This window comes from Ruminococcus sp. RTP21198st1_G1_RTP21198_201120 (assembly GCF_040924265.1).
Classification (GTDB): domain Bacteria; phylum Bacillota; class Clostridia; order Oscillospirales; family Ruminococcaceae; genus Hominimerdicola; species Hominimerdicola aceti.
This window is the reverse complement of record NZ_JBCOMH010000012.1, coordinates 17709-29975: the sequence shown is the minus strand read 5'-3', so window position 1 is coordinate 29975 and position 12267 is coordinate 17709. Positions and strand designations below refer to the sequence as shown.

General features: G+C 38.8%; 11 protein-coding genes and 1 CRISPR repeat array. Of the genes, 3 read left to right on the top strand and 8 right to left on the bottom strand.

The annotated features are described in order from the left end of the window. Positions 1-141 precede the first annotated feature (141 nt). Genes AB5627_RS08980 through AB5627_RS08970 form a run of 3 tightly spaced genes read left to right on the top strand, consistent with a single transcriptional unit; the run spans position 142 to position 2479 of the window. Positions 142-1095 (top strand): TAXI family TRAP transporter solute-binding subunit, encoded by a 954-nt coding sequence (locus tag AB5627_RS08980; protein ID WP_265290606.1) that lies wholly within the window; start codon positions 142-144, stop codon positions 1093-1095. A gap of 17 nt (positions 1096-1112) precedes the next feature. Next, positions 1113-2285: a sodium/glutamate symporter gene (gene gltS, locus AB5627_RS08975; protein WP_117897291.1), complete on the top strand. Its 1173-nt coding sequence runs from the start codon at positions 1113-1115 to the stop codon at positions 2283-2285. Positions 2286-2299: 14 nt separating this feature from the next. Continuing rightward, positions 2300-2479, top strand: coding sequence for a hypothetical protein (locus AB5627_RS08970; protein WP_022286836.1), 180 nt, complete (start codon positions 2300-2302; stop codon positions 2477-2479). 41 nt (positions 2480-2520) lie between these two features. Here AB5627_RS08970 and AB5627_RS08965 read toward each other — a convergent pair whose 3' ends face one another. The 8 genes from AB5627_RS08965 to AB5627_RS08930 all read right to left on the bottom strand — a co-directional run bounded on the left by AB5627_RS08965 (position 2521) and on the right by AB5627_RS08930 (position 12261). After that, complete coding sequence (locus AB5627_RS08965) at positions 2521-5079, bottom strand: NYN domain-containing protein (protein WP_368369809.1); 2559 nt, start codon at positions 5077-5079, stop codon at positions 2521-2523. Between the two features lie 16 nt (positions 5080-5095). Further along, positions 5096-5563 carry a GNAT family N-acetyltransferase gene (locus AB5627_RS08960; RefSeq protein WP_022286834.1) on the bottom strand — a complete coding sequence of 156 codons (468 nt, stop codon included), beginning with the start codon at positions 5561-5563 and terminating at the stop codon, positions 5096-5098. A 305-nt stretch (positions 5564-5868) separates the two neighbouring features. Then, the gene (locus AB5627_RS08955; protein WP_022286833.1) at positions 5869-6438 is read right to left on the bottom strand and encodes a flavin reductase family protein; all 570 of its coding nucleotides are present in this window, start codon (positions 6436-6438) and stop codon (positions 5869-5871) included. 1039 nt (positions 6439-7477) lie between these two features. Then, positions 7478-8821 (bottom strand): MATE family efflux transporter, encoded by a 1344-nt coding sequence (locus tag AB5627_RS08950; RefSeq protein ID WP_265290603.1) that lies wholly within the window; start codon positions 8819-8821, stop codon positions 7478-7480. 281 nt (positions 8822-9102) lie between these two features. Next, positions 9103-9600: a CRISPR direct-repeat array (repeat unit 36 nt; unit sequence GTTTTACTACCCTATAAAATTACACTACTCTCAAAC). Between the two features lie 92 nt (positions 9601-9692). After that, positions 9693-10361 carry a type II-A CRISPR-associated protein Csn2 gene (gene csn2, locus AB5627_RS08945; RefSeq protein ID WP_265290602.1) on the bottom strand — a complete coding sequence of 223 codons (669 nt, stop codon included), beginning with the start codon at positions 10359-10361 and terminating at the stop codon, positions 9693-9695. Then, positions 10358-10678, bottom strand: a complete 321-nt coding sequence (cas2, locus tag AB5627_RS08940; protein ID WP_265290601.1) for a CRISPR-associated endonuclease Cas2 — start codon at positions 10676-10678, stop codon at positions 10358-10360. The genes csn2 and cas2 overlap by 4 nt, the downstream gene beginning before the upstream one ends. 15 nt (positions 10679-10693) lie before the next feature. After that, a complete protein-coding gene (gene cas1, locus AB5627_RS08935) occupies positions 10694-11569 on the bottom strand; it encodes a type II CRISPR-associated endonuclease Cas1 (RefSeq protein WP_302837593.1) in 876 nt (291 codons plus the stop codon). Next, positions 11566-12261 (bottom strand): Cas9 endonuclease PAM-interacting domain-containing protein, encoded by a 696-nt coding sequence (locus tag AB5627_RS08930; protein ID WP_368369808.1) that lies wholly within the window; start codon positions 12259-12261, stop codon positions 11566-11568. The genes cas1 and AB5627_RS08930 overlap by 4 nt, the downstream gene beginning before the upstream one ends. Positions 12262-12267: the final 6 nt, after the last annotated feature.

The following is a 12267-nucleotide window of genomic DNA, read 5'->3' as shown; positions in this document are numbered from 1 at the left end:
GGTGTGGCTTTTTTAACCCCAATGATATTACCAAAAAGCTGATCTGTGATTTTTTTATATGAAATATATGTTTAATGCAAATATGGATATGATATTATCAGTAGGATAACTTTTTGAATATTTTAGAAAGGAATGATCGGGTTGCGAAAAATAAAAAATACAATAATATTTATGGTTACAGTTGCTATACTTACAATGTTCTGCTCTTGCTGTAAACGCTCTGAGATAAAACTGGGATCCGGCAACGAAGGTGGTATATATTATAAATTTGCTGACACTCTCAGTGATATTGATGAAAACATCACAAATATAAGAACGGCTGGTTCTCAGGCTAACATGAGGCTTTTAAAGGACGGCTTTATCAACATGGGAATAGTCCAGAGCGATGTCCTGTCTGAAGCAGTGAATGGCACAGGAGATTTTAATGGTAACAAAATAAACAACGCCCGTGCAGTTGCGGCTCTTTACATGGAGTCTTTTCAGATAATCGTTCCGGCTGACTCAGATATTCAAACTCCTGCTGATCTGAAAGGCAAAAAGGTCTCTGTGGGCGAAGAAGATTCTGGCGTAGCAAAAAATGCTGAATACATTTTAAACTCTGTAAGTCTTGACTATAACATGATAGATGTGCGCAACATGAACTATCAGAAGTCTGCTGAGGCACTTAAAAACGGCTCTATCGATGCATTTTTCGTGGTACTTGGTGCTCCATGTGATATTATAACACAGCTTTCTGAGGAAATGGATATAAGAATATTGCCTCTTGATGACAGAACGATATCATATATGACGAATCTTTATGACGGATATTATGAAACTGTAATAAAGGCAGGAACTTATAAAGGCATTGACGAGGACGTCAAGACTGTCGGCGTAAAGGCTGTTCTTGTGGCAAGCCAAAAGATGGACAGCGACACTGTAGCAGATATCACGAAAATGCTTTTTGAGGAAAATGACCAGATAAAGAAGAGGATCTCATTTGCGAATAATGACACAAAATTTGCGACAGATAATATCCCGTGTGCTTTTCATAAAGGGGCAGTGGAATATTATAACAGCATTGGAACTGCTATAACAGAGGAGGATCAAATTTGAAAACAATAAATGTGGATATGTATCAAACTCTTGCGGTAGCAGTAGGAGTTTTGTATTTAGGTGGATTTCTCAAAAAGAAAGTCAGATTTCTTGAAACCTTCTGTATTCCCTCTCCTGTCATCGGCGGAGTTATTTTTGCTATCATATCATGTATTCTTCACGTCGCAGGAATAGTCGAATTTCAGTTTGATGAAACGCTAAAAACGGTTTGCATGGTCATGTTCTTCACTTCTGTTGGCTTTCAGGCAAACATTAAAGTTTTGAAAGCAGGAGGTAAAAGTCTTATTGTATTTTTATTATGCCTGATAGTGCTGATATTTGCGCAGAATGCGGTTGCAGTGGGACTTTCAAAGCTATTGGGAGTAAGCTCGCTGGTAGGTATGTGTACAGGATCTATCCCTATGGTAGGCGGTCACGGAACGTCAGGTGCTTTTGGCACAGTGCTTGAGGACCTTGGTCAGCAAGGAGCAACAAGCCTCTGCACAGCAGCGGCTACTTTTGGATTGATTATAGGCTCTGTAATGGGCGGACCTATCGGCAGAAAGCTTATACTCAAACACGATCTGCTGAAAACTGTTATTCCTGAGGACGACTCTATACTTGTCGAGGACGAACAAAAACATCACCGTTCTGTAAGCATGTATGCACCTGCAGCTTATCAGCTTGCGATAGCAATGGGAATAGGCACGTTTGTATCATGGGTGCTTTCATATTCAGGCATGACTTTTCCTGTGTATATCGGATCAATGATCGTTGCAGCATTTATGAGAAACATCGGTGAATACAGCGGTAAAATACACATACACATGGGTGAAATAAATGATATTGGTGGTATTTGTCTTTCGCTTTTTCTCGGAATAGCCATGATAACATTGAAACTCTGGCAGCTTGCCGAGCTTGCATTGCCTATGATAATCATGCTTGTTGCACAGGTGCTTCTTATGGCGATGTTCTCTTACTTTATCGTATATAATGTAATGGGCAGAAACTATGATGCGGCAGTGCTTGCGGCAGGAACTTGCGGCTTCGGAATGGGTGCAACGCCAAACGCTATGGCTAATATGCAGGCTTTAACAGCAAAATTTGCCCCTTCAATAAAGGCTTATATGCTTGTTCCTATTGTTGGAAGTATGTTTGCCGATTTTATAAATAGCCTTGTTATAACAGGATTTATCAACTTTATTAATTAACGGAGGAAAAGAATATGAACAAAAAGAACAAACATCTTGACTGTTATACAGATAACCTTGCTTTTCCAGAAGTTCACGTTGAAGATGTAAAAACTGAGAGTGATGAAAACGAAAATAATAGCGAATCAGGTGTAATATTCGACAACTTAGCAATACCTGAGATAAAAATAAAGTCCAAGAAAAGGAAAAGATAACAAAAAACGATTTTCTGGTTATTTTCAGAAAATCGTTTTTTTTATTTCATATTGGAGATATATTCTCTTATCTCTTTTTCCACACGGATAACGTCCTCGTGAAGCTCCTGAGCTGACATTCTGAAAGCACCGCTGCCCATGATTATGACCTGCTCCATGCCGTCAGATGTGGCGACCCTTACCTTATGTTCTCGGCTGAGCTTGTGGGCAGTGCGTTCGATATAAGTGTCAGCCGTTTCGGCTTCTTTGGTGTAAACTATACTGATATTGTGGTAATTTTCCACTACACGCTCCTGCTCTTTGACCTTGTATGCGTCAAATACGAGTATCAACTCACATTGCTTGTATCCCTGATAGTTGCAAAGCCTGTTCACAAGCATACTTCGTGCAAGGTCAAGGCTCTCGTTGGCAGCCTTTTTCAGCTCGTCCCAAGAGAAAATTATGTTATAGCCGTCAACCAGCAAATATTCCACGCCTGAGTATATCTGCTTCGGCTTTGACGCTGACTTTACAGACTTTTCAGGTCTGCGCATCGCATAGTGCTTATCACGTTCTATCTTTCCGTAAGTGCGCTCAAATATCTCCATAAGCTCTTTGTCGCTTGCTGCACGTCTTACAAAATCTTCGGCACGAGAGTATGTCTGTGGCTGAGAAACCTGCCTGCGATTGTCCTCTGGAGGTATGTGAAGCTTATCAGGAACTTCGTTCCATTTGACATTGTAACCTGCGCCATGAGAGCAAAATACAGAATCTGCCGTATTTTCGAGATCTTTGTCAGGATCGTAGCCATATTCTTCAAGCACAACTTCTGTATTATGACATTCACGGTAACCGTCAGAAGTGCATATCAGCTTTCCAACGCCCTTGGTGTAGCTTATGACCTGCGACTGATATCCACGCATTTCAGCCACTGGTGCACTTCCCTTTATAACGGAAAATTCACCCGATACCTCCGGCTGTGAGAAAACTCCGCCCATGTTCTGTATATCTGTTATAGCACGTCCCACATTCTGCTGTGGAACTTCAAGTGTGAAGCTGTAATAAGGCTCAAGAAGAACGGACTTTGCGTTTCTAAGTCCCTGTCTGACGGCACGATATGTTGCTTGACGGAAGTCGCCGCCCTCTGTGTGTTTAAGGTGCGCTCTTCCCGAAACGAGCGTTATTTTCATATCTGTAATAGGAGAGCCTGTGAGAACGCCAAGATACTTTTTCTCCTGCAAATGGGTAAGAATAAGTCTTTGCCAGTTTTTATCCAGCGTATCTTCACTGCATTCCGTTGCAAAACGCAGACCCTTGCCACGCTCCAGCGGCTCAAGTTTCAAATGCACCTCAGCATAATGCCTGAGCGGCTCATAGTGACCATAGCCGTAGACCGTTTTCTCAATAGTTTCTTTGTATGCAATGCTTCCCTCGCCAAAATCAATGTCGATATCAAAGCGCCGCTTGAAGAGGCTTTTCAGTATTTCAAGCTGCACCTCACCCATTATGCTGACATGTATTTCGCCAAGCTGTTCATTCCAATCGACGTGAAGCTGTGGATCTTCATTTTCAAGCACACGGAAATATGAAAGCAGAGTGTGCATATCCAAATCACACACAGGCTCGACACGATAGGTAAGAACAGGCTCCAACAGTGGTTTTGCAGAATCCTGCTCAAAACCAAATCCCTGCCCAGCATAAGTTTTAGTCAACCCTTCAACAGCGCAAACAACACCAGTTTCAGCGTTATCCGCATTACGATATTTTGCCCCTGAATATATTCTTATCCTGCTGACCTTTTCCGAGAAGCTTTCACCGTCAGCCGATGAATAATCTACTTGATCTCTAACCTTAAGACAGCCACCTGTTATCTTCATAAAAGTCAGGCGTGAGCCACCGTCCTCTGAAATTTTATACACTTTTGCACCAAAAGTACCGCTGTCATATACACACGGTGCAAGCTCTGCAAGGGCGTTCATAAATTTTTCTATGCCCTGTGATTTTAAAGCTGAGCCGAAAAAGCATGGAAATACTTTTCTATGAGCCACGGCATCTGACAGTATCTTGTCAGACATTGATCCCGTTTCAAGAAACTCATTCATAATATTTTCATCAAAAAGGGCGCAATCCTCAGTGACTTCTGACTTCATACGGCAGAAATCCACAAATCCACTGCCAAGACGACCCTCTAGGCTGTTCATAACAAAAGTTTTATCAGCACCGTCCAAGTCCATTTTGTTCACAAAAACAAAGGTTGGGACGTTATAACGCTTTAACAGCCTCCAAAGAGTTTGGGTATGGCTCTGCACACCGTCAGTTCCGCTTATAACAAGCACAGCAAGATCAAGCACCTGTAATGCACGCTCAGTTTCCGCTGAGAAATCGACATGACCAGGTGTGTCAAGCAAGGTGAAAGATGTGTTTTTATATTCAAATTCCGCGGGTTTTGAGAAAACAGTTATACCTCTGTTTTTTTCAATCATATCCGTGTCAAGAAAAGCGTCGCCGTGGTCTACACGTCCGATCTTTCTTATTTTGCCCGACAAATAAAGCATTGCTTCCGAAAGCGTTGTCTTGCCTGAGTCGACGTGGGCGATTATGCCTATTACTGTTTTTTTCATATTTTCTTCCTATTTGCTAAATTTCAATGTACTCCATTTCATTCTTCATTTGCACAAATCCAAACTTTTCATATAAAGGTCTGCCCATTTCTGTCGCTTCCAGAGAAATAGAAGTAATACCTCTTTTCTTTGCATCTTCTACCAGTAATGCCAGCGTCCTTATGGCGATACCATTTCTGCGATATAAAGGCTTCGTATACATATTCATAATATATGCTTTCTTACCACTTGGATTGTGATAGGTAGGCATCACCTGGTAATAACTAACCCCACCTGCACCAACAAATTTATCGTCATCAAAAACCAAATAACCTGTGTGAGAGTCATCATGAAAGGCCTGTCTATAATACTCGTAAGATTCTCTTTCTACTTCAGCCATATCAATATCTGACGTTAGATTATTAGCTGCCCGCAAAACTTCTATTCTTGTTTTAGTTAGCAGAACTATATCTTCTATCGTTGCTTTTTTATATATAATATTCAAACTAATCATCCTCTCAATTAAACAAAAACGCAGGTACATATTTCCGCGAAGGTTTAATATTAAGCATAAAATCAATATTTTTTTCGACAGTAGGCAGACAGTCTCCACATGGCTCGGTTATTCAACGAAAAACATACTCAACCCTTATTGTACGAGGAAATGGTGGAAAGCACTTTTACCCTTAAAATCTAGGGTTTCGAGTCTGTGATAACCTTGAATTATCCTATAATTTGTATAGGCAAACAGGGTAAAGCTCTGTTCCTTAAACTTCATTTTTAATGTCATCCCTACAAACTGGAATTTGTCTATTTTGAAAAATCACCTATTTTGCCAAGTGATTTTCCAATACTATGATACATTCCCGAATAAATTACAGGTTCTAATTTCGTAAGATCCACATCAAGTGTATCTCTACATTCCATCTGTTCTTCTATTTGAATATTCCTTATTCTGCAGAAAAAGGTTGTTGATTCTCCAATTTCAATTGATTGAACTACTTCACATTCATATATCCACCTACTCGCCTCCAAAACAGGAACATCCACAATCTCTCCCCTACCAACATCATATGAAATTTCATCCTTCTTCCCATCCTTTGCATGATGTGTGCCAAAATAATCCATAAGTTCGATCATGTCTGTGCTAACAAGATTAACGCTTAAAACACCAGTTCTAATTACATTCTGTTTGGTCCTTTTAGTACCAAACATACTGATAATTAATAAATAGTCATTCTCTTTCTCATTGGTTGTGCTAACCCATGTAATTGGAGCAAAGTTATGCGTTCCATCCTCATTGTTTGTACCAATAATAAAAGCAGGCTGAACACACATTGAAAAGTGTGTTCCTATTGATTTTCGCTTTATAACTTTCAATTAATCCTACCTCCTCAAATTCCGATTTATCTTTCTAATCAACTACACGCCAACTTCTTTAAAATATTAACATAATATTTAAACTCATTCAAGGAACTCAAATAAACACACAAGTGGAACACCTCAAATTAAGTTTAGAAAAAGCTGATTAATGCGAGGCATTCGTTTCGCCGTTTTGAGCAACGCTCGAAAACACGTCACTGAGAGGACTGTGAAAAAACGGCAGAAACTATTTATTCAGCGTTTCCTTTGTTTATTTGAAATTGCAATATAACTGCATAAAGAAATCAGGAAACTTATACAGTACAAAACAACCGCTCCAAAACTAAACAATACTTCTCCCAAATAAGTTAGTCCAGGCATAAATCCATATCCAGGAAGATTATTATAGTAAATCATCAGTCCTATGGATATAAGCAGCGGAATTAGTTCTGCCGAAAACAATATCCGCCAAAGTTTTTTTGTTTTCTTGCGAATGGTTATAACAAATAATATTATTTGAAATATAAAAATTACTATATATGTAATCAGTAGGAACAGTGCCATTACTATTTTCCTCCGTAAATTCCGATTTGTCAATTTCATTAAATATGAATTTTATCTTTTTCCAGTGGATACAGATATGTAATCGGATTCTGTGCCGACTGATTCAACTTCAATCTGGCTATCGACTTTCCAATGTAGAACGATTCATTCTCATCCAACGGAAATCCCTGCTCATATCTTTCATCCACAAAAAAAATAATCTATTTTCAGATTTTGGTGTAAGAACAATATCCTGTCTTGGAAGTCTGTCCTTTGCCTCTTTACATACAAACCACTCTGATGGCTTATATACTGCAACAATCAAAGAGTTGTAAACACCGAAAACATACTCAACCCCTATTGTACGAGGAAATGGTGGAACGCACCTTTTCCATTAAAATCTAGCGGTTCGGGCCTGTGATAACCTTGAATTGCTCTATAATTTGTATAGGCAAACAGGGTAAAGCTCTGTTCCTTAAACTTCATTTTTCATGTCATCCCCACAAACTGGAATTTAACTAATGGATGCCATTTTATCAGTCGGCCATGATCTCCTAAGAGCCACATAGGAGATTAAAAAGTTTGCAAGCCAGCCAACTGGTATCGCAAGCCAGACAAAGGCAATGCCGAAACGTGGTGCACAGATCAGGGCAACGGACAGACGAATCGCAAGATTCACTATGTTTGCAACGAGGAACGGTCGCATAATTCCGAGACCGCGAAGAACTCCATCGGTTGCCATCTTGATACCCATGAAGATGAAAAAGTAACCAAGCCACCTCATATAATCACCAGACACCTGATAGGCCAATGCCGTTCCGTCTTTTCCTAAGAACAGTGAGGAGATCTGCGTATGCAGCGCTTCAATGGTCACTAACGCAATGACCGCAAAGCACAGATCCAGCACCAGTGCAACATGGTAGCCTTTTTTGATACGATCAATTTTCTTTGCACCAAGATTCTGGGAAACATACGGCGAAACCGCATTGCCGATGGATACAAAGATCAATGAAAAAACATTTTCCACCCTCATCGTTGCCGCATACCCGGCGAGTGCCTGTGTACCGAAAGGATTTACTACTGCCTGCACGATCATCATACCGATAGACACTGTGGACTGCTGCAAAACCGATGGTACCGCAATGCGAAGCATGGAATACAGCTCCTGCCGGTCGAACCTGCTAAAGGAGCTCTTGTATTGCCGCATCCGAGACAGAAAGATCAAAAACGAAAACACGGCAGAAATTCCCTGTGCAATCAGGGTTGCAATAGCCGCACCGAACACACCGAGACCTAGCCCGGCTACCATCCAAAGATCCATTAAAATATTCAGTATGGACGAAAAAATCAGCAGTCCTAGCGGAATTTTGGATTCGCCGATTGAGGTGAACATGGTAGAAAGAATGTTATACATAAACAGAAACGGAAAGCCCACAAAATAGACCCGCAGATACAGTACTGCATCATCCAGTATGTCGGCAGGGGTTTGCAGTCCACTTATCATCGAGTTGGCGAAGAAAAAGCCAAAAACACCAAGGACTATACTTAAAAACAAAAAGCTAATCAAGGAGGTTGACACGATTGTTTTCATTTTGCCATACTCCCTGGCTCCGAAATAACGGCTCACAAGCACACCGGCTCCGACACCGGCTCCCAGTGCCACACAAATGAACACATTGGTCAATGCTGCACATGCACCGACAGCTGCAAGTGCGGAAGAACCAACAAACTGGCCGACAATAACAGAGTCGGCCATATTGTATATTTGCTGAAAAAAACTTCCAAGAATCATTGGCATTGCAAAAACCGTCAACGCTTTGAGGGGCGTATCGGTTATCAAATACTCATCTTTCGACATTATCATATTCCTCCATGGTATCTTGTATCGTGATATCCCATTCACTTACCTTCTCAAATTCCGATTTGTCAATTTCGTTAAATATGAATTTTATCTTTCTCCAGTGGATACAGATATGTAATCGGATTCTGTGCCGACTGATTCAACTTCAATCCGGCTATCGACTTTCCAATGTAGAACGATTCATTCTCATCCAACGGAAATCCCTGCTCATATCTTTCATCCACAAAAAAAATAATCTATTTTCAGTTTTTGGTGCAAGAACAATATCCTGTCCTGAAAGTTTTACTACCATATAAAATTACACTACTCTCAAACCGGAGTTCAACGGAAAACTGTATGCACTAAGTTTTACTACCCTATAAAATTACACTACTCTCAAACGAATGAAGTCGGGTCGGCGCTCCTTATCTTGTTTTACTACCCTATAAAATTACACTACTCTCAAACCCAATCTGCAAGGCACAACCAAAACACAAGTTTTACTACCCTATAAAATTACACTACTCTCAAACGTGGCACAGCCATTATATACTCGCCCTCAAGTTTTACTACCCTATAAAATTACACTACTCTCAAACTTGATGTTCAATTTCGCACCGTTGCCAATTGTTTTACTACCCTATAAAATTACACTACTCTCAAACACAGCGTTTTGCAGGTTATTCAGCATATCAGTTTTACTACCCTATAAAATTACACTACTCTCAAACTCAGGGCTATCACTAGCAAAAACCGCAGAAGTTTTACTACCCTATAAAATTACACTACTCTCAAACCTCAAATTTAAGATAATGACACTACTCATCAGTGCATTTTATATTAGGCAGTAATTATATTATAGCATACAAATATAAAAAGTCAACAAAATTCAGATAATGCACATATCCTTGTCTATTATCAAAGTTTTTGAATATTCAAGGTGCGTATGTTCATTATTTTCAATACAGATCACTTTAAATTTTCTTAGCAGTATGTCTTTGTATAAAAGCTCAGTTTGCCGGTCCGTCAGATAACTTCGAAGATTAACAAAGAAAAATACACGCTCTCCTTTAAATTTGTTTACAGCAGTCATATATTCTATGATCTTTTCTGAAAGTTCCATTTTTTTATCATAAAAACGTACACCAAAAGCTTTAAGTATACCGCTTATGTCCTGTGGAACATCAATTTCTATTTCATTATCAGCCGACTCAGTTATCATGTAAATATACAAAGCTATATCAGCCATAAGCTTTTGAGTATGCTGATAGAAACGTTCATTTACCGATACATTTTTTATCTCAGCATACAGCTTATTTACAAGATCGCGCTGATTTATTTCAAAAGGTATTATCTGAGTTATAAGCTCTGCACGCTTTCTTAATTCAAGCGGCTCATTATTTTCCGACAAAATCAGTCTGCCACTTTCGCCTGAACACTGATCATATATATCGGATATTACATCACTGAATATCTGCTGATTTTCAATTACTAAATTCAAAACCGTGCTTTCTTCTAGCTCACAGTATAAATTGAAAGCTGGATATGCAATAGTCATAAAATCACCAATCTTTCATCACTGTCTACTATATCGCTTTTGAAGCTGCCTGTTATAAACTCCATTTTCTCAAATTGCTTTTCAGTAACATTTAGCATCTGCACAAGTCCATCAGGCGGTTTATTGCTTTTGATATTGCTCATGACAGTGTTAGCCGCTGTCTGATTAATCACCATTTTACAATAAACAGACTCCTGCATCATGATAAAGCCATTTTTAATGAGAAATTTTCTGAAACGTGCATAGTTTCTTCTGTTCTCAGTGGTAATAACAGGCAGGTCAAAGAATATAAACATTCTCATAAATCTATAGCTCATCATTCACCTCTCTAACTATTTTAATGAATAAAAACTGATTTTCGAAACGTCATTATCGTTGAGTGCGTCAAAAACACTTCTGCAATAAAAACGCATTGCATTTGACAAATACTGCTCGCTTTCATTTATCATCACGGTTGTACTGAGCAAAGACACTATAGTATGTTTTTCCTCTTTACCAAATACAGTAGGTGTATTTTTATATACCCATCGGTCTATAATTATACGGAAAGGTTCCATGAGGTCACATGAAAGATTGAACTGATTGAACATATTACTGTGAAACAGCCCTAACTGAGTTATATAACCATGAGCTGTCACCTCTCTGTTTATACAAAAAAGTATTAAACTATATCCATAATTCAGAGCGGCATTAATTATGCAATCACGGCTACGTGTAAAATCTTTACCAAATAAAGCATTAAAGTATACCTTTGCTGCGTGACCCTCTCTGTTGGTGACATCACCAACTTCAAGTTCTTCAATATATCCATGCAACATCTCAGCTTCGTTTGATTTTCCAAGTTCTTCGAGAAACTCGGCTTGCTTGCGTATTTTTTCAGCAACTATCTCAGTCCACGCACAAGCTTTGATATCATCGCTCCACTGTATCTGCCGTTTGATCTTTGCAGACGTATCATGACTGCCATAATAAGAAACAAGTTCACATGAGGGATTTCTTTTTTCATCACAAAATATAACCTTTATCTTTTTTTCGGACATAGCCACAATAAGACAGCCTGTAATTGATACTGCACTATTCTCGATAATGAGAACGGAGATCTCATCAAGATTTATTCTCTTGACATCATCTTCCGTTCTCACCACAAGATAGCCAGTCCTCATATCAAGCTTTGATCTTTTGGAAATGACAACTGTTCTCCAACTCATAAGTCAAGCAAATTCGGTGACTTATGCTCGATAAGTCCCGTCGGTGACTGGTCGACTAAAAAAATATTTGAATAATCTTTAACTTTATACAAACAAGTATTCAATGTTTTCACTCCAGAATTTTTTCGACCTCCAACTTCCTCCAAATTTACGCCCGCTTTTCGACCAGTTTTAAACAATCTAACCATTTCAGATAAAATTAAAACTTGGTTTTCTACTGATTTCTTAATAAAATTATCCCTATTATCTGACAATTTTATACCTAAATTTTCATACATAATATTAAATGGTTTTATATTACATTTTGACACTAATACGTCATACAACTCAATATTGTCCTCGATTGAAATACCTGAAAATGCATTAATCATACATACTTTATCTTGTTTTCTTTTTTCTATAAACTTCGTTATTTTTTTGACATAGGCCATATGTTGTGAAGAAAGAATCAATGATTCATTTGAAACAAATTTGATACTGCTATTTTGCTTGGCAGCAATCATTACACGGTATCCATCTAGTTCTAAAACCGCATTTATTTTTACAACATTATAGCGATTATTTAAAGGAAAAGCAACATCATTAGGTACAATTTTCACGTTTAACTCCTTGGATAATTTATCAGCTGCATATTCTTTTGCCTCTGATATATTCTTAAGAAATTTATTAGCCGAAAGCAACTCAACAGCCAATAAAAT

Bases quoted from the DNA above. Each gene is read 5' to 3' on its own strand.
- AB5627_RS08970 (WP_022286836.1), top strand. From the start codon at position 2,300: ATGAACAAAAAGAACAAACATCTTGACTGTTATACAGATAACCTTGCT.
- cas1 (WP_302837593.1), bottom strand. From the start codon at position 11,569: ATGAGTTGGAGAACAGTTGTCATTTCCAAAAGATCAAAGCTTGATATG.
- gltS (WP_117897291.1), top strand. From the start codon at position 1,113: ATGTATCAAACTCTTGCGGTAGCAGTAGGAGTTTTGTATTTAGGTGGA.
- cas2 (WP_265290601.1), bottom strand. From the start codon at position 10,678: ATGAGCTATAGATTTATGAGAATGTTTATATTCTTTGACCTGCCTGTT.
- AB5627_RS08965 (WP_368369809.1), bottom strand. From the start codon at position 5,079: ATGAAAAAAACAGTAATAGGCATAATCGCCCACGTCGACTCAGGCAAG.
- csn2 (WP_265290602.1), bottom strand. From the start codon at position 10,361: ATGACTATTGCATATCCAGCTTTCAATTTATACTGTGAGCTAGAAGAA.
- AB5627_RS08950 (WP_265290603.1), bottom strand. From the start codon at position 8,821: ATGTCGAAAGATGAGTATTTGATAACCGATACGCCCCTCAAAGCGTTG.